Source organism: Segatella sp. (assembly GCF_977051555.1).
Genome location: NZ_CDRSSE010000003.1, coordinates 55,719 through 78,924 on the forward strand (window position 1 = coordinate 55,719; position 23,206 = coordinate 78,924).

Annotated in this window: 11 protein-coding genes; 3 read left to right on the plus strand and 8 right to left on the minus strand. The window is 50.0% G+C overall.

What is annotated here, in order from left to right; translation table 11 throughout:
- Positions 1 to 46 precede the first annotated feature (46 nt).
- From ACWJAO_RS01255 to ACWJAO_RS01280, 6 genes are all read right to left on the minus strand, one after another.
- Positions 47 to 4,033 carry a family 78 glycoside hydrolase catalytic domain gene (locus ACWJAO_RS01255; protein WP_449138976.1) on the minus strand — a complete coding sequence of 1,329 codons (3,987 nt, stop codon included), beginning with the start codon at positions 4,031 to 4,033 and terminating at the stop codon, positions 47 to 49.
- Positions 4,034 to 4,073: 40 nt separating this feature from the next.
- Positions 4,074 to 5,546: a glycoside hydrolase family 140 protein gene (locus ACWJAO_RS01260; protein ID WP_449138977.1), complete on the minus strand. Its 1,473-nt coding sequence runs from the start codon at positions 5,544 to 5,546 to the stop codon at positions 4,074 to 4,076.
- A gap of 43 nt (positions 5,547 to 5,589) precedes the next feature.
- On the minus strand, positions 5,590 to 8,070 hold the full coding sequence (locus ACWJAO_RS01265; protein ID WP_449138978.1) for a glycoside hydrolase family 95 protein: 2,481 nt from the start codon (positions 8,068 to 8,070) through the stop codon (positions 5,590 to 5,592).
- A gap of 133 nt (positions 8,071 to 8,203) precedes the next feature.
- Entirely contained in the window at positions 8,204 to 9,541 is a 1,338-nt protein-coding gene (locus ACWJAO_RS01270; protein WP_449138979.1) for an alpha/beta hydrolase family protein, read from the minus strand.
- Complete coding sequence (locus ACWJAO_RS01275; protein WP_449138980.1) at positions 9,471 to 11,984, minus strand: family 78 glycoside hydrolase catalytic domain; 2,514 nt, start codon at positions 11,982 to 11,984, stop codon at positions 9,471 to 9,473. Before ACWJAO_RS01275 ends, ACWJAO_RS01270 begins: the two co-directional genes overlap by 71 nt.
- Before the next feature lie 13 nt (positions 11,985 to 11,997).
- Positions 11,998 to 15,462, minus strand: a complete 3,465-nt coding sequence (locus tag ACWJAO_RS01280) for an MGH1-like glycoside hydrolase domain-containing protein (protein ID WP_449139014.1) — start codon at positions 15,460 to 15,462, stop codon at positions 11,998 to 12,000.
- 991 nt (positions 15,463 to 16,453) lie between these two features.
- On the opposite strand from ACWJAO_RS01280, the gene recG reads away from it, so the two are divergent.
- From recG to ACWJAO_RS01295, 3 genes are all read left to right on the plus strand, one after another.
- The gene (recG, locus tag ACWJAO_RS01285; protein ID WP_449138981.1) at positions 16,454 to 18,550 is read left to right on the plus strand and encodes an ATP-dependent DNA helicase RecG; all 2,097 of its coding nucleotides are present in this window, start codon (positions 16,454 to 16,456) and stop codon (positions 18,548 to 18,550) included.
- 124 nt (positions 18,551 to 18,674) lie between these two features.
- The gene (locus tag ACWJAO_RS01290; RefSeq protein WP_294848912.1) at positions 18,675 to 18,995 is read left to right on the plus strand and encodes a hypothetical protein; all 321 of its coding nucleotides are present in this window, start codon (positions 18,675 to 18,677) and stop codon (positions 18,993 to 18,995) included.
- Between the two features lie 236 nt (positions 18,996 to 19,231).
- Positions 19,232 to 20,182: a peptidoglycan DD-metalloendopeptidase family protein gene (locus tag ACWJAO_RS01295; protein WP_449138982.1), complete on the plus strand. Its 951-nt coding sequence runs from the start codon at positions 19,232 to 19,234 to the stop codon at positions 20,180 to 20,182.
- A gap of 352 nt (positions 20,183 to 20,534) precedes the next feature.
- Here the strand turns inward: ACWJAO_RS01295 and rseP are convergent, their stop codons facing one another.
- Both rseP and ACWJAO_RS01305 read right to left on the minus strand, forming a co-directional pair.
- Positions 20,535 to 21,917: an RIP metalloprotease RseP gene (gene rseP, locus ACWJAO_RS01300; RefSeq protein ID WP_449138983.1), complete on the minus strand. Its 1,383-nt coding sequence runs from the start codon at positions 21,915 to 21,917 to the stop codon at positions 20,535 to 20,537.
- Positions 21,918 to 22,020: 103 nt separating this feature from the next.
- Positions 22,021 to 23,181 carry a 1-deoxy-D-xylulose-5-phosphate reductoisomerase gene (locus ACWJAO_RS01305; protein WP_449138984.1) on the minus strand — a complete coding sequence of 387 codons (1,161 nt, stop codon included), beginning with the start codon at positions 23,179 to 23,181 and terminating at the stop codon, positions 22,021 to 22,023.
- Positions 23,182 to 23,206: the final 25 nt, after the last annotated feature.

A 23,206-nucleotide genomic window follows, 5' to 3' on the forward strand; every position in this document is an offset into this window, starting at 1 on the left:
TGATACGTTCATCGTACATATTCTATCCTTTTTATTTACTTTTTTCTTATTTTATCTTTTTCAAATCCACTTCCTTATACGCCACTCTCTGGCGGCGCCAGGTGTAGATGCAATGCAACTTGCCATCCTTTCCCTCGATGATGCCTGGATAGGAATACTGGTTGATAGGACTGTCCTCCAGGGTGAGGAGATGACGCCAATGAGTACCATCTTCGCTGATGGCAAGACTCAAAGGCGTGCGAGGTCCCTTCTTGGTTCCCGGCAAGGTCTCGAAATTGTTGTAGATGAGCACGTGTCTGCCATCCTTCAGGGTGACTGCATCCGTACCGCTCTGGTTGTTCTCGATGTCGAGCAGGGTAACCGGAGTCCAGGTATCACCACCATCGCTACTGAAACTGGTGGCAAGTTTGGCATTATGAGTACGCATTAAGACCTGCAATCTTCCGTCCTTCAACTTCAGGATAGATGGCTGGATGCTGTAGATATATCTCGCCTTCTCACCCTCCTTGTAGATAGGATGCTCCATATCCACCGTAGCCGAATCCACATCATCGGTACGAGGCTTCAGTTCGGCATCTACCGGACCCACATACTTCCATTTTTTGGTCTTCAAGTCGAGAATCTCCACATGGAATCGCCAACCCTTGTTCTCGGTACTGGAACCGCAGATGAGTCTGCCGTTCACCATTTCCGGCTTGTTCTTGATAGGACCGAGGAAACCGTCTGGCAAAGCCTCCGGATCACTCCAGGTCTTACCGCCATCCTTCGACTTCACAAGACAGCCCGTCCAGTCGCCAACGGTAGAACCCACCTTATAGAACAGCCATATCTCGCCATCCGGCATCGTATAGAGCACAGGGTTCCAGCAAGACTTGCGCTTCAGATTGGCAGGCAACTTGATATTGGCTGACTTAGAGCGGAAATCATATTTGTAGCCGGCAGGCACACCGAAACGGCGCAATCCGTCCTTGATAGGGCCCTTATCAGCCGGAGTTGTCTTCTCATCGATGCCCGAAAGACCCACCTTCTTAGCCTCAGGAGTACCCAGGCGATAAACACCATCGGCAGCCAGGATAGGTTTCTCCCAAGCCTTGGCACCCTTCGGTTTCCGACTTACCCAGATGCAGACATCCGGATTGCGCTCGAAGGTACCGCCGAAGTAGGCAGCCACCAGATCACCATTCTTCAACTGGGTGATGGTAGAGGCATGAGCCGATGGGAACCCGCTGTAATCATAAAGAAATTCATCCTTCAGGATGGCAGCATCGCGGGTAGGGATTTCTACCGAATAATGATAATCGCCACTACCCACCGTCTCCATCCTGCCATCAGGAAGATAGACATCGGCTGTGGTGTTGCAAGGCACGGTGATGTCCCAGTCCACATGCTGCAAGGTCTTCTTCCACTGACTCTTCACTACTCCGTATGGAGTCTCATAATCAGTCTTTACCGATTCGCAGTTCTGAATACTGAATTCCGGCTTCAACACGATGTGCTTGTAAGCTACACTGGCATCAGCCTCAGCCACCTGCTGCACGTTGACACCCTTCTGCTGGATACCTCCCAGATACTGATAGCACCAGGTAAGCAAGTCACCCAGAAGCATCACATGATTGCCCGAATTCATCTTCGGATCAGCCTTGTCACCATTCCAGAGTTCCCAAATGGTAGTAGCTCCGTTCTCTGCCATATAGCCCCAGGACGGATAGGTGCGCTGGGTAGCCAGGAGATAAGCCACATCAGGGAAGCCGTTGTCGCTCAAACCGCGAAGGAGCCAGGAGATACCGATGACACCGCAGTTGACATGTTCCTTGGCATCGATGCAGATGCCCTTCACTACCTGCTTGATGAGTTCGCTGCGCAACTCCTGAGGAGCGATGCCGAAGGAGAGCGCCAGGAGATTGGCGGTAGAGGTATTGTTGCCATAATAGATGCTGTCTGGATAGAGCACATGACCCGGACGAAGGGAAGTGCCTGCCTTGTTGGTGAGGAACTGCTTGTTGAAGGCTTCTATCATTCCGTTTCTGCGGTCAGTCCAAGCTTTCGCTTCTTCCTTTAAACCTTGCAGGTTAGCAAACTGCTCTGCCAGCTGCAGACAGCGGATCATATAAGCAGTGGCTATCAGCTTGCCATCGGTCTTTCGCTTCGGATCCTGACTGTGAATCAGTTCCAGTTTCTCCGGTGGCACGCACCAGTCGCCGTATTTATCCTTGGTGATGATGCCGTTCTTATCCGAATATTCTGCCAGGATATGGTTAATCCATTTCCTGATGGATGGATAAGAATCGATGATAGGCTGCTTGTTGCCAAACTGATGATAGAGCATATCACAGGTGAAAGGCAGGGCTGCCGGCCAGGTGACATCATCGGTATAATAATTCCAGAAGGCAGGAGCCACATCCGGGATGTTTCCATCCGAACGCTGGGCATCGCAGATATCGTGCATCCACTTGCTGTAGAGTCGCTCGTTGTCGAAAACGAAACTCTCACCCAGCGAACCCACCGTGCGGTCGCCCAACCAAGGCTGGCGCTCGTTGCGCTGCGGACAGTCTACCGGCATACCCTTGTAATTGCCGTAGATGCCCCACCATGCATTCTTCAACACCTTATTTAATATCGTATCAGAAGTCTCAATATGTCCGATGGTAGCCATCTCATCGCTCACGGTATAAGCCGTGAAATCCTCCTTGCGGGCATTCTTCATTCCGGTGATGGCAGCATAGCGGAAGCCGTGATAAGAGAAGACCGGACGCCAAGGCTTGCCGTTCTCCTTACCATTACAGACATAGATATCCTCAGAGAGGGCATTGCGGAAGTTGTCGAGATACAGACTGCCGTCAGCCTGCAGTTTCTCGGCATATTTCACACGGATGGTATCTCCCTGTTTGCCACGAACCTGGAAACCGATCCAGCCCGCCATGTTCTGTCCGAAATCTACGATGAGGGTATCGTGGCGATGCTTCAGACTCACCGGATGACCGAATTCCTTCTCAACCATTCCCGTCATCGGCTGCGCCATCAGCGTACCGTCAGGAATGGCACAGCGCTCGGCTTTCTGCCACTGGCTGTCGTCGAAACCAGCCTGGGTCCAACCCTTCAGAGCCTGTTCCCTGCGGGCATCATACTCCTCGCCATCATACTCATTGTTGCTACGGATAGGACCATCGAAACTCAACTTCCAGGTGTTGTTGGAAGCCCAGGTTTCAGTCTTTCCGTTCTCATACTCCACCTTCACGTTGATGCGGCATTTCGGATAACCGAAGAAAGGTGTCTTGTATGCTTTCTCCAGTCGCATCGGAAACATTCTGCCGTTACCCAGTTTGATGGCGATGGCATTCTTCTCGGTCAGGAGCGAAGTGACATCGAAAGTATTGTAGTAGATGGTCTTGCGATAATCGGTTGGCACTGGCTGCAAAGCCTGACTGCCACCCATACGCTGTCCGTTGACATAAAACTCATATACACCAAGTCCGGCAACATAAGCCACCGCCCGCTTCACCTTGCCTTTGGTGGCAAAGTCCTTACGGATATAACGTGCCGCCAATCGGGTATGCATGCCTTTCTGTTCTCCAGGCTGCAGGTCTTCCAAGCCAATCCAGGTACCACTCCATTTGGTTTCGCCGAGCAGTCCGATGGTGAAGAGCTGGGGTTCGGTCCATTCCGACTTGCCTTTATTGGTAGTGATACGCACCTTCCAGTAAGCTTGAGCACCACTCAGCAGCGCCTTGCCCTGATAAGGAATCCACAGCTGTTCATCGCTCTTTTGCTCACCGCTATCCCATAAATCAGCCTCGTTTCTATCCAGTTTCTCCCGGGAAGAAGCCACCAGAATCTGATAACTCGTCTGCACCACGCCCTTCCTGTCAGAGGTTATCTGCCAGGAGAAGCGAGGGGTTGAAGTTCCGATTCCCAAAGGATTCACCCGGTTCTCCGTCCGCATCTTCACCACGTCAACATGACTGGCAGCGGAAAGCGGAAGTGCAGCCGACAGCGATACCGTCAGCAATGCACCTATCAATATATTATTCTTCATTCAATCAGCGTTAAGTTCCAGGGGATTTATAATCCCTGGATTATTCATTCAAATCTCTTTTCTTACCAGCCAGACTCTGGTCTTCTATCATTTTCTGGTCTTTCTTCAGATAGTCCTTGCTGGCATCAATGGCGATGAAAACACCATCGCTGATGCCACGGGTAGCCTTCTGAGGAGCGAAGGTGATGACCTTGTTGTCAAACTCTCCGATGTATTCCAGCTGTCCGTTGGCAGCATCCATCCACCATACGTTCTTTCCGCTGCCCGAAACCTTGCGGAGGTCGAGTTTCATCGGAACACAGTTGTAATTGTAAACCAGCAGATAATCGTTGCCTCGGGTAGCCAGCAGACGGTTATATCTTTCGCCATTCTCACCGGCAATAATGCTCTGGTCAGGCACACGTTCAAAGTATGGCAGCGAGAGCATCAGGTTCTTGAGATGCTTCATCTGGTTGAATCCAGGGTCGTTGAGTGCCACATACCAAGGCTTCTCGGCTCCATCACTTCCATAACTGGTAGGATAGCCCGGTTTCAACATCTGCATGATGGCATTATGACCATAGGTATGGCCGCAGGAACCGGCAAAGACACTCCAATAGGCATAGCGGCGAACGTCATAATCCTGCCAGCGCTCTTCGTTAGGATCGTGCAAGCCCTTCGGAATATCCTCGTAGCTCGGTTCGGCATCGAGCACAGGTTTGATAGGCTTGTATGCCCAGGTAGAATCCACATACATCCAGTTATCCTCCTCGGTATTGTCCGGGATAGGATAATCCTTGTTGCCCATACGCTGACCATACTTGCGATGACCGCTCTGGAAGGTATGGAAATCGAGCCATTTCGCCTTACTCCACCATTTGGCAGAAGTATATCTGCCACGAGGATGATAGGTCATGAGATGGTTGTGGTCGATGCTCTTGATGCTGGTAGCGAGCGACTCCCACACCTCAGGATGAATATCGCCCTGGATATCGCCACCCATCACCCAGATGATATTTGGCGAATTCTTATAGCGGTTGGCAAGGAACTTTCCGTATGCCTTAGCCTGCAGTGCATTGATATTCTCAGCCTTTACCTGAGACCCCCAGATGGTAACCATGCCGATGTAGATGCCGTTCAGTTCGGCAAGTTTGATGATGTAGTCGAGATGATCCCAATAGCTGTAAACACCTGCCGGGTCAGCCTTCGACAAATCCCAACCGGCAGGGAGCGACTGCTGACCATAGATATTAAAAGAAGGTGTGCCGTCCATCACCTGGATGAGAACGGTATTGAATCCCGCTACACGGCATTTCTGAAGATAATACTGTGCCTCGGCTCTATCCAGACGTTCCGGAAGAAGCCAGCCGGTATCACCCAACATGAAGAACGGCTGCCCGTTTTCAAACTGCAGGAATCGCTGGTTGGCAGAAACCTGTAATTTACCATTAGCCCAAGGCTTTTCGTTTTTTGCGGCAGAGGCTGCGGTAAAGATTCCGCAAGCCAGCGCCAATGTTATCATTATTTTTTTCATTTTCTAAAGGAGTTTTGATGTTAAGGAGTTAAGACCCATGTTTTTAAATCAATCGAATGGTCTCTCCCTTTCGTGTAGTGATGTCATAGGTATTTGCCTTTGGCAACACTACCTTGTTGAGTTTCACTTCTGAATGGTTCTGCATCTGTGGCTGTTCGAAGGCTGAGAAAAGCGGATTCGGATTCTTACCCTTGGCAGATTTCATACCCTTGATGCCCTTCAACCGGTTACCTGCCGGCAGACGGAGACGAAGGTTGCCACCGAGAGTAGAACGGATCTTGAGCGAAGTGATTCTGCCATTCTTCCATGCCAGTTCCTCGATGAGGAAACCACCTCTCGTACGGAGCTCCTGTATCTTTCCTTCAGCCTTCCAGGCATCAGGAAGAGCCGGCAGGATATTGACACATCCGTCATGACTCTGCATCAGCATCTCGGCGATACCGGCGGTACAGCCGAAGTTGCCGTCTATCTGGAATGGTGGATGCGCATCGAAGAGATTACGATAGGTTCCACCCTTCTTCTTGTTCAATCCATAGGCAAGGAAATGGTCATCGGTCAGGGTCAACTGGTTATGAATCAGCTTATAGGCGTGGTTGCCATCCAGCAGACGAGCCCAGAGACAAACCTTCCATCCCATTGACCAGCCGGTACTTGGGTCGCCACGATGTATCAGCGAAGTACGGGCAGCATCGAAGAGTTCCGGTGTCTTCTCCGGTGTAATCTGATTGCCTGGATAGAGCGCATAGAGATGACTCACATGGCGATGGGTATCCTCAGGATCATCCCAATCCTTGATCCATTCCTGCAACTGTCCCCACTTACCAATCTGCATCGGAGCCATTTTTCCTAACACTTCCTTCAGATGAGCCGCATATCCGGCATCTTCTCCCAGAATCTCACTCGCTCTGATGACAGAAGAGAAGAGTTCGTGGAGCAATTCATTATCCATCGTGGTGCCATAACTCATGGCTATCTTTCCATCCTTCGAAGGATGCGTATTTTCCGGACTCACAGCTGGCGAAATTACGAGCCATCCATGCTCTGGTTCCGGTATCAGCATCTCATCGAGGAAAGTGGCTGCACCCTTCATAATCGGATAAGCCTTACGCAGGAATTCCTTGTCGCCACTATAGAGATAATGTTGCCAGAGGTGGGATGAAACCCAGGCACCACCGGTCATCCACATGCCTGATGCTGCCTTGTCAATACCACCGGTTACTCGCCAGATATCGGTATTGTGATGCAAGACCCATCCGTTCTTTCCATACATGGTCTGAGCCGATTCCTTTCCGGTTTCGCTCACTTCACGAATCAACCGGAAGAGCGGTTCGTTGAGATCGGAGAGGTTGGTCATCTCTGATGGCCAGTAGTTCATCTCCATATTGATGTTGGTGGTATACTTGCAGTCCCATGATGGGAACATCTTATCATTCCAGATGCCCTGCAGATTAGCTGGCTGTGTGCCAGGCTGCGAACTGCATATCAGGAGATATCTGCCGAAGGCATAATAGGTGGCTACGAGATAGTTGTCATCCTGCTTGGCAAAACGGATAAGGCGCTCATCGGTTGGCAGATTCTGATACTTGTCTGCACCCAACCAGAGCGAGTTGCGATGCATCATGCTCTGGAACTTAGCCACATGCTGCGCCATCTGCTCTCTGGCATCCTTTGCCATGGCAGTATGGAGAGCCTGCTTGCTGCGCTCCACCTCATTGCCAGTGATATCCTTGTAGTTCACGAAGTTGGTGGCGATGGAGATATAGAGTACGGTTTCATCGGCATTCTTCACGCTGACCACACCATCGCGACAGTTTTTCACAGCCTCGCCGCCCTTGATCTGCGCCGCCATTCTACCCATGAATCTCACCTTTCCCTTCAGACCTTCGTGCTTGGCAGCCACTCCTTCGAGGGTAGCTTCCTCGCCATCGGTACGGATGATGACATCATCGTGAGGAGAAGTGAAGTTGGCATTGAAGGTGATGCTATGAGGCTTGTTGGCGGTAAATCTTACCATCACTACGTTATCGGCAAAAGAGGTGATGACCTCGCGCTGATAGGTGACGCCATGGGCAGTCCAACGGGTAAGACAGCGGGCTGAATCCAGACTCAGTTCACGATAATACTGGGAATAGTCATCCATCCCAGGAGCCGAAATATAGACATCGCCGAAAGGTTCGTAAGGCATTCCGAAGTTGGTATTCGACATGATTTTCTCGGTACACATATCCTGCGCCTTACGGTATTCGCCCTGCCAAATGAGGTTCTGCACAACAGGAAGAGCAGCCTTGGCATGAGGGTTGGCATTCTTGTTAGGCTGTCCTGCCCAGATGGTTTCCTCATTCAACTGCAGGCGTTCGGTGGCAGGGATGCCATATACCATGGCGCCCAACCGTCCATTACCCAAAGGTAAGGCATCGGTCCAGACCAGCGCCGGCTTGTCGTACCAGAGCTTATACGCTTGTGCTGTAGCCTGCAAAGAGAGGCAAGCCAGACAGCATATTGGGATGGTTCTTAAGATTTTCATTTGTTTTTGTTTTAATCGATTAAACTATTATTTTATAGACGCAGAAGAGCCGCCTTTGTCGTCAGAGAAGACAAAAAAGACCTCACGTCATTAAAAAAACGACATGAGGTCTGATTTATTATCTTCTGTCTGATTATCTGATGACTGATTGCAAAACTTCCGGTTTTTCAACCTTCACTTTACTTTCATCCAACTTGCTGCAATCCAAACCGAAGACACGGATGAAGAAATCGTAGTTTGCCTGGCGCTTGTTGACACCATAATCGTGACGCTCCTGAGGCAGATGCACGTTGGTTACCTGTTCCTTGGCACCATACATATTATATATATACTGCAGATACGGATACTCGAGGGTTGGAACAGAGGCAGTCCAATCGCCACCATCGCTCACTACCAACAACGGCTTAGGGGCAAAGAATGCCATCAACTCGGCATTGCACGTACCATGACCCGCCAACTGGATAGGTTTGCCACTCTCGCAAGGACAACCACCATCAAAATGAGAAGCAAGATTCACCGTTGGGGCTGCTGCCGTGATACGGTCGTCGAGTACCGTCAGCAGGACTGTATGCGTACCGCCACCACTGCCACCATTCGCTCCGATGCGCGTCTTATCCACATCCTTGCGATGGTTCCACATATAATCGAGCAATACCTCTGCATTCAGAGCCTGAATCACATGGGCGCGGTCGGTCTGATGCGAATTCTTACCATACTCAGCCTCACTCTGTCCCCAGCCATACAGGTCGAAATCTACACAGATAGCCCCCATTCTTGCCAAGGTTCCGAGGCGCTGCTGCTCATCGGCACGATATCTGCCACCTCCGAAATGACCATCAGGACAGATGATCAACGGATGCTTTCCCTTCTTGGCAGGTGTATAGATGGAACCGAAGACATGCTCGCCAGGCAAGGTCTCGATGCAGATATTTTGAACCGTATAACCATCATACCTGCGTACCTTTCCGAGAATCGGCTTCTTGTGAACCAGGGAATCCATATAGCGGTCGATGCCCAGGATGCGGCGCACCTCCTTTCGTACCGAGTCCTTGCGTGTTTCAAACTGCTCCCGGTTCTGGTAGAGCGTCTTGAGATAAGCAAGCATCTGCTCACCCTCTTCGGTATGGCGACGGGGATATTCATAAGGCTTGATCTTATAGACATTACCATTCTGCTTCCACCAGTTGAAGTCGAAATACTTACAGATATTCGTCAGGGTTTCCTCCAACGAATAGGGTTTGATGCGGAAATCGGCATAAGGCAACTGCTTGCCGATGGTATCTACATTATATTTGAAGCGGACGCCCCAACGCTGAGATACATCCTGCATCACATCGTGAAGACTGCGGGTAAAATGGTCCTGATAACTGTTCTGAGCGACAGTCTTTGGCTGGTTTCCGTTATTTTGCGCACTTGCCGACAAAGACATGCTTGCCACGATAAGTGCCATCATTATGTTCTGTTTCATCATAATCTATCTTGATTTCATATTCAACATCATTATCGGTATCTACCGTTACCTCGATTCTGCCATCTGCCTGTTTCTTCCAAGCCACGGCAATCTGTTTGCCATTGCTGAGCTGGGTACTTCCCTTAGCCCAGGTCAGGTCGCCCATCGGCCGAGGAGCGATGATGAGTCTGCCCTGCTCTATGCGGATGCCCACAATATCCGGCAGGAAATGGTTGTTGATATGCGCCATCATGAAATGGTTCATCGAAGCACCCATCTCCGGATTCCATTGTTCGGTGAGCGTGGTCATTCCCTTCTTGATCTGGAAGCCGTAGCCCGGCACATCATCATGCGCCAGCATCTTGTACCAGAGGTCAGCATACCCGTTTTCGAGCAATGCCTGAAAGAGGTAGCGGTTGCCCACATCACCGGTTGTCAGGCGGTCGTGATGCGCATGAATATCATCTACCAGATGCTGGAGAACCTGCTTGCGATACTGCGACGGAACCATGCCCAGCACCAACGGAATGGCATTGGAAGCCTGACTTCCCGAACCGTAATATACCTTTTCTACCGCATCCTTTACGACAGCATCCGAAGAAGATTTCTCTGAAGATGCAGCCTTCTCAACATGCAGGAATTCCTTTTGGAAAGCCTGCAGGATTTCAGAAGCCAGGATGGCATAGCGGTTGGCTTCGGCTGTCTTTCCGCTCATTGCCGCTGCCTTCTGTGTCAGTTTCACCCACTGATAATAATGGGCTGTAGCTACCAGCGGCATCGGGGTATTCTGAGAGAAGCCCGAACGGCCTTTTCCGTAATCATACCAGTCACCCAAACCCTGTTTCAGTATCCGGCAACTGTCCTTGCTCTGGAGATAATCCACATAGCGGAACATCTGCGGTGCATATTTCTTCACCATCCGGTCGTCGCCGTAATGCTGCTGATAAAGGAATGGAAGCGCTACCAGGGCACCGCCCCACTCTGGAGATTCAGCAAACGGGTCGAGCCACTTGCCCTTGAAGTAGATATACTCAGGAGCGGTGGTAGGAACTGCACCATTGGTATGCTGGGCATCGGCGATATTCTGCATCGTCTGCTCTATCATCGAACGACAGTCGTAGTTGTATACCAATCCCTCGCCATTGAGCCAATCCTGCTCCAGCCAACCAAGTTTCTCACGATGAGGACAGTCGGTCCATACTGCCTGCCAGTTGCTTCGGATGGCACGGTCGATTATCTGATAAGCACGGTTGAACATCGGATTAGAGCACTCGAAACTGCCAATCTTCGCAGCAGAAGTATAGACGAAGCACGATTGGATATCCTCTATCACTGGCTTGCCATCAGGATTCTCATCACCCTTCATCACGGCACCTTCTACCTGGATATAGCGATAACCATAATAAGTGAAATGCGGATGCCAGGTCTCGATACGCTTGCCGTCAGCCGACTTCTCGCCCTTTCCGCTGAGCGTATAAGTAAGATAGTAAGGACTACCCGACTGTTTCTGATTGCAGGTTCCCTGTGCAGTCAGGGTTTCTGAGAGATAGAGCCGCACCTGCTGTCCTGCCTTTCCACTGACCTTGATCTGTGGGAAACCGGCAAGATTCTGTCCCATATCTAGCACAAAGGTTCCTACCGGAATAGGATGTTTGGCATTGGAAGCCTTGGCGATTTCCTGAGGAGTGAGCTGATGACGGCTCTTCACACCAAAGTATTCCATCATCTTCACCGGCTGTGCCATCTGCTGGCGCAGGATGCCACGAGGTCCCTTCTGTATCACCACCGGTTTCCAGGAAGGCGTGATGCGGGCATCCTCGTCTTCGCCACCATAGATACTGTTGAAGGTGATGCTGCTAGGCGAATATTTCCACGAACCGTCGCTGATGATGCAGACGGTTCTGCCATTCTTCAGTTCGATTTCGAGCGAACAGTAGAGCGTAGGAGGACCATAGGAAACCTTCATCTTGGTGTATCTTCCACCCTGCTCATTATAGAATCCGTTGCCCAATAATACCGAGAGCAGGTTCTTACCTTTCTTCAACAACGCAGTCACATCGTAAGTATTGTAAAAGACGGTCTTGTCGTAATCACTCCACAGAGGGGCGAAAACGGCATCCGTTACCTTCTGCTGATTGATGCTGAGTTCATAGAAACCCAGTCCCACAATCTTCATCGTTGCCTTGCGGACATCAGCCGGGAGTTTCATTTCTTTCTTCAGCCAGATGCTTTGTCTTGACAATGGAGCCGTAGCCTTCCAGTCTGGTTTTCCCTTGGCATTCACCGTTCCTGTTCCTACATAATCGCGGTTACTCGGGATATGCGCATCCTCATCGGTTATCGCACCAATCCATTGTGGCTGAGGTGCTTCACCGGTCGTCTTAAAAGCAACAGACTTTTGAGCATGAATCTGCATCATGCTCAAAAGTCCTATCAGTATCAATAAATATTTTCTCTGTTTCATATCTTATTCTACATTATTTAAATGCATCCTTCACTACGAGTTTGCCGAGCGTATCACGCTGACCCGCCAACTTGCCATCTACCCATACCTGCAGACCCTTGCCCACATGATAGCGGGAGCCGTCCTGGTCGTAGAGGATGGTGAGATCGTGACCATGATAACGCACCTTGTCAAGACAGAAGTACTGCCATTTGCCGGCTGGGATGATAGGACGCACCTCGATGGTCTGATCGGCACGAGGACGAAGACCCACGATGCCGGTGATGATGAGATCGCAGAAGGTAGAATGATTGTAATATCTGCTGCGCTCCTGATCGCCCTTCAACCAGTAACCAGTGGTTTCATCAAGATACTCACCGATGTAAGGTTTGCCACGCATGCTCTGACTCTGTACATACTTCTCCATCTCATTGAAATAAAGGCTGTCCATATCGAGACTACCCTTAGCAGAAGCTGCGAGGGCAGACGGCTTCACCTGATAATTGTTGATGAAATTCGCCATCGCTGTCAGGGTCTGGGCGGTAGCGAAAGGCCAGATGGCACCATCCCACTCACACTTTCCTACTCCATGAGAGCGGAACTGAGGATGGCGGCGCTCTGCGGTGGTCTGTCCGTAAGGAGCAGAGAAGCCCTTGCTGTCGGCAGCCTGCTTCCATGCCTCAGCAAACTTAGCTTCATCGGCAGGAAGATTGAAATACCAAGGCAGGAAACCGATTGCCTCGCGCACCTTTGCCGATACCGCAGCATCGCCACTAGGCTGGTAACTTCTCTTCTTGGCTACCTCCTTTGACTCGTCGGCATTCGGCTTATACACCTCGAAGAACTGCTGGTCGGCATCCCAGAGCTGGGTTTCTACCAGATGCTTCAGGGTATCAGCCTTAGCCTCATACTTCCTTGCCAGATCCTGATAGCCGATGATTTTTGCCATCTGGGCGATGCCCATCGCATTGCCATACATATAACTGTTGATGCTAGGACGGGCATTCTTTTCTCTTCTGCCGCCACTGATGGTCTCTTCCATCGCATCACGCACGTCATACTGCCAGTAGAGTCCGTTGCCCCAGCGGTGGTTATCCCACAGCTGATACTCCTTGTCCAGGTCGTTCAGCAACGACTTAAACTCCTTCCGGTTGCCGTCTACGAGATAGCGCTCCCAGATTGAAGCAGGCATCCAACTGCTATAGAAATTAATCTTAGCCATCGGCTTGCCACCATTGCCATGATACCAGGTATTCAGGATGCCGTCGAGATACTTGCCATCGCGGATCCAACGACTCTCGTGGATATGATGACCCACTCCAGAGGCGATGAGATTGTACTTGTCGGCATAGCTGCGAGGCACGAGAAACTCGGTCATCGCATAGCCTACAGGTGTATTTTCGATATGCTTGCGGAGCGTCCACCAGCGGAAATAATACATTTCCTCGAAGTTGCGCTGCGGACAGTCGAAAAGGGGCACATTCTGCTTCATCCAGTCCCATGCCTGCGCATTCGGAATGGCTGAAGTATGGAGAACCTCCGGCTCCATCGCATTGAAATCGTCTACATAATGCTTGTAATCTGCGGTCTTGAGCACAGCCGAACCGGCATCAGCATCCAGACTCACGGTCTTGACATGAGCGATGCGGTAGAGGGCAGTGGTATCGGTATCACCAGCATGCTCCAAAGTACCGAACCAGTCGGCAGGAGTGTCGATGGTCGGGAAGGTACGGAGGTCGCCGGTACGGAAACGGATGCGCTCGATCTGATGCACCGGTGCAAAGAAGATGCGCCTGGTGCTCTTGCTCTGCAATGCCTTGCCCTCAGCATCGAGGGTGCTCACTGTGAGGTTGAGCTGGCGGTGCTTGGTATCCAATGTTGCCTCGAAGCGATAGGTCTGGTCAGTCTGATAAGGCATCACATTACCATATCTCGCTCCGTTCTTCACACGGATCATTCCTTCGTTATTCAGTTCGATACGAGTGCAGGCGATGCCCTTCTCATCAAGGAATTCAATCTGCAGGGAACCGTTGTGGGTCTGTGCAGCCTGCACATCGAAGGATGCTTTCAGATAGGAAGAAACAGGAATCTTGCGCTCTACACAGGCATAGTCAAACGGATCTTCATCCTTCAGTTCGAGCCACTCCTGACGGAGCGAAACCGGTGCCATCAGCGGAGAATAGATATTCCAAGTCTTGAGATCGCCGAGTTTCTGATATTGGGCGAAATCATCATCGGCATGGGCAGTAGCCACGGTCTTGACCGGAACGGGTACATGCGCCACCCAGATATCTTCCTTGTTCATGGAATAGCTCACCCACATATCCGAATCCTTAGGAATGCCATTGCCTTCCTGAATGCCACGGACATACTGCGGACCGCGACTCTTATAGTTGCCACCATATCTCATCGGTGGTACTTCGCCACAAATCAGATTCAGTGTCTTGTATTCCAGACCGTCACCACTCAGCGAGATGCCCAGCGGCCAGCGGTATTCTGAAGGGTTGTAGACGGTGGCATAGCTGCCGTCGGTCAACCGCTGTCCCCAAATCTTGGCATTGCTGTTGACGAATCCCAGGGCACGGTTGGTCGTGGTATAGGTATTACCGCCATCCAGACTCAGCGAGGTGAGGGCATGCTTCCACAGACTGGCTATTCTGCCATCCGGCAGGGTATAGTCGCAATAAGCCTTGTAGCCGTTGTTGACAGGTATCAGTTTTTCGCCTCTATCTGCCTCTTCCACCCATTGCATGCGGTAACGTGGGTTGGCAAGGATTTCCTCGCAAGCCGCTCTTACCGCCTTGGATGCTTTCTTATAATTAGGATAAGCGGTATTCTTTTCATTGAACCCGTGGTTGTAATAGATGAAATAGATAGGTCCGAGCGAACCGTCTTTCTTCACCTCTCTCACCACACGGCCGATGCCGTTACCATCGTTCGGGTCGTCCTTTCTGTCCAAAGCCACACCATAGTTTCCGGTAGCCAGGAGGATGCCGCTCTTGGATACATACCAGCCCACACGCTGGTGCATGATAGCCTTCAGCGGTTTCTGCTTGTAGACATCAGGATATTGCAGTTCCGGTTTCGGCTGGTATTTCGCCTTCTTGAAACCGGCTGGCACATCATATTCAGGAAAGAGAATCTGTGGCTGGCTCCAGTTGTATCCGTCCTCAGAAACCTGCATCAGGGTTCTCGATGGGGGTACATGCTCCTCGGCAGGATCACTCAGGAAATGCATGTAGAACTTGCCGTTCCAATACGCCATCATCGGCTGATGGTTATAGGTCCAGCCTCCGCCATTTGCCTGGGAAGGATGCTCGCGGTTGGCACGGAGCGTCTGGATATTGTGGACTCCTACCACTGGCGACAAGGCACCATCATGACGCGACGGATCTGCCATCGTGGTTCCAGTATAGTGGATGCGGTCCTGTTCCAGCAAAGCTTTCACGATGCGTTCAGGAGCACGGAAGATGGTGCCGTGCTTATGATTCTTCGGCATACTCACCTGCTGACTCACATCGGTGAAATGAACGAAGTCCTTGGTGAAATGGGCACCGAAATCATAGAGACGGTAACGGTCGTAATAAATGAGATAACCATTTCCCAGCGGACTGTTCTTAGGCAGTTTGACAGTGGTTGGTCCTTCCATGAAATTGCCGGTGAACGGTTCTGAAGCCTTGCTCCACGGACCCATCGGGTTCTTGGCAAAAGCCACCTTGATATTGCGGGCATTACGGGTATTATCCTTCAATACCATCACATAATCGTTCTTGCCACGCTTCAGCAGAGTGGCATCTATGCAACTGAATCCCGGATCTATCAGGAGCTTGCCCTTGGTCCATGTCTTGAAATCCTTGGTTACGGAATAGTAGAGGCGGTGATTGTTCTTCTCTTCTTCGATGCCCAGGGCGAAGTGCTGGCTAGGCACACACGATGCCCATACCACCATTGCCTGCTGGCGGTCTTCATCCCAGAAGAACTCCGGTGCCCATACATTCACGGTAGTAGGATCGTCCATCACCTCGATGAATTTCGGTTCGCTCCAATGCATCAGGTCGCGACTCTCGGCATAACCAAAGCCACGGTCGCCCCGCCAGCTGCTGGTCCATACCAGATGGAACACACCGTCAGGGGTACGGATGATGGAAGGGTCGCGCATCACTTTCTGCTTGCCTACTTTAGGAGCCAGGAAGGTGCCAGGAATACTGTCCCAATGGACGGCATCCCTACTATAGATGAACCGCAAGCCGTCGGTTGCCGGCTCGTGGAAAGAGGTTGATACATAAAGATCCTGTGCCTGGACGGCAAAGCCCAAGGACAGCAACCATAAGATGATGAACAGTTTATCCTTTATCTTTATCATTGTTCTAGAGTTTGTTTCTGATTATTATAGAATAAAGACGCAAGATGCTCCGTTTTGTAACGTCACTATTTAAAAATAAGTTAAACATTTTGGCTGTTTTATCTGAATGTTGTACTTTTGCATCAGTATGAATAGTATTCTAGACCAAGACATCATGTTCCTGCCGGGGGTAGGACCCAAGAAGAAAGAGATACTGAGCAAGGAGCTCGGCATCAACTCTTATAGTGACCTGCTGGAATACTATCCATATAAATATGTAGACCGCTCCAAGGTTTTCCACATCAGCGAACTCAATGCCGACATGCCCTTTGTACAGCTCAAAGGCAGGATACTCAGCTACGATGAGATAGATACCGGTAAGCGCAACAAGCTGCTGGTAGCCCATTTCTCAGACGGCTACGGTGTGGCAGACCTCATCTGGTATCGCGGCACCCAATACATCATGAAGACCTATAAGGTGGGAACCGAATATCTCGTTTTCGGAAAGCCAACCGTCTTCAACGGCAGATTCCAGTTTACCCATCCCGACATGGACGATGCCACCAATCTCCAGATTTCAGAGATGGGCATGCAGCCCTACTACTCGCTTACCGAGAACCTGAGGAAGCGCGGCTACACCTCACGTTCCATAGAGAAGATGACCAAGCAGCTGGTCACCATCCTTCCTCCTCTTCCCGAAACGCTGCCAAACCATATCGTAGACCGTCTGCATCTGGTTTCGCGCGATGCAGCCATCCGCATGATTCATTATCCGCATTCCCATCAGGAGATGCAGAAGGCTCAGGTGCGCCTGAAATTTGAGGAACTCTTCTATGTGCAACTTAACATATTAAGGTATGCCACCGACCAGCGCCGCAAGTTCAGAGGCTATGTCTTCAACCGCATCGCCGACATCTTCAACGGATTCTACACCGATCATCTGCCTTTCGAACTGACGGGCGCACAGAAACGGGTGATGCATGAAATCAGAGCCGATATGTGCAGCGGCAGACAGATGAACCGTCTTCTGCAAGGTGATGTGGGTTCAGGCAAGACGCTCGTGGCTCTCATGACCATGCTCATTGCGCTGGACAATGATTATCAGGCATGTATGATGGCACCAACCGAAATCCTTGCCGAGCAGCATCTGCAGACCATCAGTGATTTTCTCCAAGGAATGGACATCCGGGTGGAACTGCTCACGGGCATCGTAAAAGGAAAGAAGAGAGAGAAGATTCTTGCCGACCTGGCTACGGGCGACATCCAGATTCTGGTAGGCACCCATGCCATCCTCGAAGACCCTGTGGTTTTCAGAAGATTAGGCGTAGCCGTCATCGATGAGCAGCATCGTTTCGGTGTGGCACAGAGAGCCAAGCTGTGGAACAAGAGCGAGAATCCGCCTCATATCCTCGTGATGACAGCCACTCCTATCCCCCGTACCCTCGCCATGACTATTTATGGCGATCTGGACGTGAGCGTGATTGATGAACTGCCACCGGGCAGAAAACCGATACAGACGCTACATAAGTTTGATACCCAACTTACCAGCCTCTATCAGAGCATCCGCCGCCAGATCAATCTCGGCAGACAGGTATACATCGTCTTCCCGCTGATCAAAGAGAGTGAGAAGAGCGACCTGAAGAACCTGGAAGAAGGTTACGAAACGCTGAAACAGGCATTCCCGGAATTCAAATTGAGTAAGATTCATGGCAAGATGAAATCTGCCGAAAAGGAGGTAGAGATGGAGCAGTTTGTAAAGGGCGAAACACAGATTCTCGTTGCCACCACCGTAATAGAAGTAGGTGTAAATGTGCCCAATGCTTCTGTGATGGTTATCCTGGATGCACAGCGCTTCGGTCTCTCCCAGTTGCACCAGCTGCGAGGCCGTGTAGGAAGAGGCAGCGACCAGAGCTACTGTATTCTGGTAACCAACTATAAGCTTTCGGAAGAAACCCGCAAACGCATTGATATCATGTGCGATACGAACGACGGTTTCCGTATCGCCGAGGCCGACTTGAAACTCCGTGGTCCCGGCGACCTGGAGGGAACGCAGCAGAGCGGCATGGCTTTCGACCTGAAGATAGCGAATATTGCCAGAGACGGTCAGCTGGTACAACTGGCGCGCACAGAAGCACAGGAAATCATCGACAACGATCCCGAATGCAATGCTCCTCATAACGCCCTGCTCTGGAATCGCCTCAGGGAATTGAAGAAAACCCATATCAACTGGGCAGCCATCAGCTAAAGCAACAAGCAAGAGCAGTTCCTGCTATCAGAAAGCAAGGCTAAAAGGTGGCTTCAGCTATCAAGCAGCCTCACCCCCGTTCCAGGCGATTCCATCGCCTGTCCCCAAACTAAAAAGTATAATTATGGATAGAAGAAGAAAGCCGGCTATCAGGGAGCCGCGACCAGAAATATCCCTGGAAGAAATGAGAGCCATTCTCGAAAACATTACGGAAATAGAAAGCGCAACAGGCATCAGATATGTCAAACTGCATGTAACGGCAAAGATGATTATCGGTATCAGAGAGTCATCGGGTAAGGAATTTACCATTAATCTCAACGACCTCTACCGCGCTTATCAGGAATGCCTCAGATTCACCAGTCCGGAGGTAAAAAAGTATATTTTCATGGGGCATTCTCCTGCCGTGGCTCTGTTGAGAATGCTACAAAAGCATGAAACGTGCTAAAAGTCAACTCCTTGCATCTTATTTTCCTAATGTAAGTTAAAAATAAAGCTAGGGCGTTAAATATCGCCCTTTTGGCTTTAACAACTTTGGTTTTTTGAAGTTTTTTTGTTACATTTGCAACGTCTATATAACAAAACCGCAACATGAAGGCATTTGCCTTAGTGGTTTTTGCAGAATTTTTTGTATGATTCTGCGCTGTTGACACGAACCTAAAAAAAGAAAATAGAAAAAGTAGTATGAGTTTTAAAAAGAGTATAAAGAAAATTTCGGTCGTTGCATTGTTGGCGCTAACAGCTTCTCCCGTTTGCGGACAAGATTTGTTGGCAAGACAGGCACCTGTAGACCAGAGAATGAAATCGCTCGACACACTCGCTGTGTCGCATTATCGAATGATTGAAGACAGAGAGAACCCTGCAGCCGAGCTGTATGAGGACTTCTCTAACAAGTACGCTCACAGGGCTACAACCTTGCCTGAGCACTTCCGCATCGATCTCCGTCATTTCTGCATGCCAACTCCTAGTCGCGTTGTCACAAGTAACTTCGGTTACCGTGCTAGCTTTGGCCGCCAACATAAAGGTATGGACATCAAGGTTTATATTGGCGACTCAATCCGCTCAGCCTTTTCAGGCAGAGTTCGCATCGTAAGATATGAAGGTGGTGGTTACGGTAAGTACATCGTGATTCGTCACAACAATGGTTTGGAGACTATCTATGGTCACCTCTCTAAGCAGCTCGTTACTGAGGGCGAAGAGGTAAGAGCCGGCGATGTGATTGGCTTGGGTGGTAATACGGGTAGAAGTACCGGTTCGCATCTCCACTTTGAGACCCGTCTCTGTGGTGTGGCTCTGAACCCAGCACTCTTCTTCGATTTCCGCAACCAGGACGTTACAGGCGACTTCTACAGCTTTAACCGTGATACCTACGAAAGCGAATCAGCTGATGCCAATGCTGCCCGCGGCAAGGTTGGCTATGGTGGTTACACCAGAGAGCAGGTTAACGGCGGCGAAGTGGGAAGATACAACGAACTGCCTGCTGGCGGCGAGAAGCTCTACCACAAGGTGAAGCCAGGCGAAACGCTTAGTTCTATCGCTGAAAAGCGTGGCGTAACTGTAGAGCAGATCTGCAGACTCAACGGCTACCGCAAAGACAAGAAGGTTAGCGTAGGACAGATTATCAGATACGTATAATACGTATAAAAAGAATAAACTCAAAAAAAGGGTGTATCATTAGTTAATGATTCACCCTCTTTTTGTTGGAATACTACTAATATGTTGTTGCTGTAAGAGCTAGTATAAGTTGCTGTAAGAGCTAGTATAAGTTGTTGAAAGAGCTAGTATATGTTGTTGGAAGAGCTAGTATATGTTGTTGAGACAGTCAGTATCTCCGGTCGCACAACAGCTGTTGTGCGCTTGCATAGCAGCTGATGTGCGCTTGCACAACAGGTGATGTGCAAGCGGTGACCAACTGTTATGCGCCAACTATTATCCAAACTATGACACACCCTCTCTTTTTTATACCTTTATTTCGCATTCTCCGGCATTACATAATGCCGAAGAGTCGCAAAACATCGTTCAGGTTGGCAACGACAAGCAGAAGAATCAGTATGCCGAAACCAATATACTCAGCACGCTCCATGAACTTATCGCCCGGCTTGCGACCTGTGATAATCTCATAGAGAAGGAAGAACACATGACCGCCATCAAGAGCAGGAATAGGAAGAATGTTCATGAAGGCAAGAATGATGCTCAGGAACGCTGTCATAAGCCAGAATGCATGCCAATCCCATACAGATGGGAAGAGACTGCCCAGCGCACCGAAACCACCCAGACTCTTGGCGCCTTCCTTAGAGAAGACATACTTCATATCGCCCACATAACCTGCCAAGACATTCCAACCGTATTTGATGCCGGCAGGGAAACTCTCGAAGAAACCATAGTTGACATGAGTCATCTTATAATCGAGCATGACAGGATGATTGTAGAAACCAAACTTCACACCCTCTTCAGTAGACTGCAGGAGAACACTCGACTTGACGGTATCGCCAGAAGCCTTAAGATAAGTAACCTGAGCAGTCAGTGCTCTGGCACTATCCTGCGGCGTCTCAGCCGAAGCAAGCACATCCTCTACTCTGCCCAATTCTATCTGAAATTCGTTGAAAGAGACTACCTTTTTATTATTAATAGCAAGAATCTTATCACCCTTTGTCAAACCGAGTTTGCTGGCAGGAGAATCCTTCATCACACTATCAATCTGCAGCGGCACATACATATCTACGAAGCGAGGACTGCTCTTGATCATACTGAGCATGTCGAGATCGCCAGGCAGATTAAGGGTCATCGGTTTGCCCTGACGGATGATATTGACCTGCTTAGCCTCTGAGAGATTACGATACAAATCGCCATCAAAGGTCTTGAACTCACCCAGGTCGGTGCTTACCAGGATATCCTTGTCCTGGAAGCCCAATGCCTTCGCCTCGGTATTGAACTTCATACCATAACTCATATCGCGGGTTGCCACATAATTGTCGCCCCAATGGAACAGAATCATGGAATAGATGAAGAGTGCCAGTACGAAGTTGACCAGTACGCCACCTACCATGATGAGCAGGCGCTGCCAGGCAGGTTTGCTGCGAAACTCGTATGGCTGTTCCGGCTGTTTCATCTGTTCGGTATCGAAACTTTCATCTATCATACCCGAAATCTTGCAATATCCTCCGAGCGGCAACCATCCCAAACCATAGGTAGTATCCGAATTCTTCGGTTTGAACTCGAAGAGATGGAACCAAGGGTCGAAGAACAGATAGAACTTCTCCACTCTTACACCGAAGAGCTTGGAGAAGAAGAAGTGTCCGCCCTCATGGAGCAACACTAAGATGGAAAGCGACAGCATCAGCTGCAACGCTTTGATCAAAAATACTTCCATTTATTTACATTGAACTTTGAACTTGGAACTTTGAACTTTATGATGAGTCCTACGTTCTGCGCTCATTTTAAACTATTAACTATAAACTATTAACTATAAACTATTACTTGCCCATCAGCTCCGTGGCTATCCTGCGAGCCTCAGCATCGGTCTGCAGATAGACATCGAGGTCGGGATTACTGTCGAAAGTTGCCTTCGCCATCGTCTCTTCGATGATATCAGCCATCTGAAGGAAGCCACACTCGCCCTTACGGAAGCCGGCATTCACAATCTCGTTGGCTGCATTCACGATACACGACATATTACCACCCTTTCTGATGGCATCGAAAGCGAGCTGGAGACACTTGAACTTCTGATAGTCAGGCTTAAAGAACTGCAAATCCTGCGTCTTGAAGAGGTCGAGACGATCACCATTCAGATGCAGACGCTGAGGGAAAGAGAAGGCATACTGGATAGGCAGACGCATATCTGGCACACCCAACTGAGCCTTGACAGCACCATCAACAAACTGAACGGCACTATGCACAACACTCTGCGGATGGATAAGCACCTCAATCTTATCAGCCGGAACACCGAAGAGCCATTTAGCCTCTGTCACCTCGAAGCCCTTGTTCATGAGCGAAGCCGAATCGATGGTAATCTTGGCGCCCATATCCCAGGTAGGATGCTTGAGGGCATCGGCAGCAGTCACCTTCTCCAACTGCTCGTGGGTATAGTTGCGGAAAGGACCACCCGAACAGGTCAGGAGAATCTTCTCCACTTCGTTATCTCCCTCGCCCACCAGACTCTGGAAGATGGCACTATGCTCGCTGTCAACAGGGAGGATAGGCACATGATATTCCTGTGCAAGATTGCAAATCAGCTCACCCGCTACCACCAGCGTTTCCTTGTTGGCAAGACATATCTTCTTACGCGCCTTGATGGCATGGATGGTTGGTTCCAGGCCCGAGAAGCCAACCATAGAAGCCAGCACCATATCGATAGGCTCAGCCTCTACGATATCGCAAAGCGCCTGAGCACCGGCATAAACCTTGATATCAGGCTCATCACTGAGCATATCCTTCAGCTCCTCGTAGCGAGCCTCATTGGCTATGACCACAGCTGCCGGATGAAACTTGCGAGCCTGCTCGGCAAGTTCCTTTACCCGGTTGTTGGCGGTGAGGCAATACACCTCGTAAAGGTCACTGTGCTGCTCGATGACATCAAGCGCCTGTGTACCGATACTTCCCGTAGAACCGAGAATACATATCTGTTGTTTCTTCATTTACTTTGAAATTTGAACTTTGAAC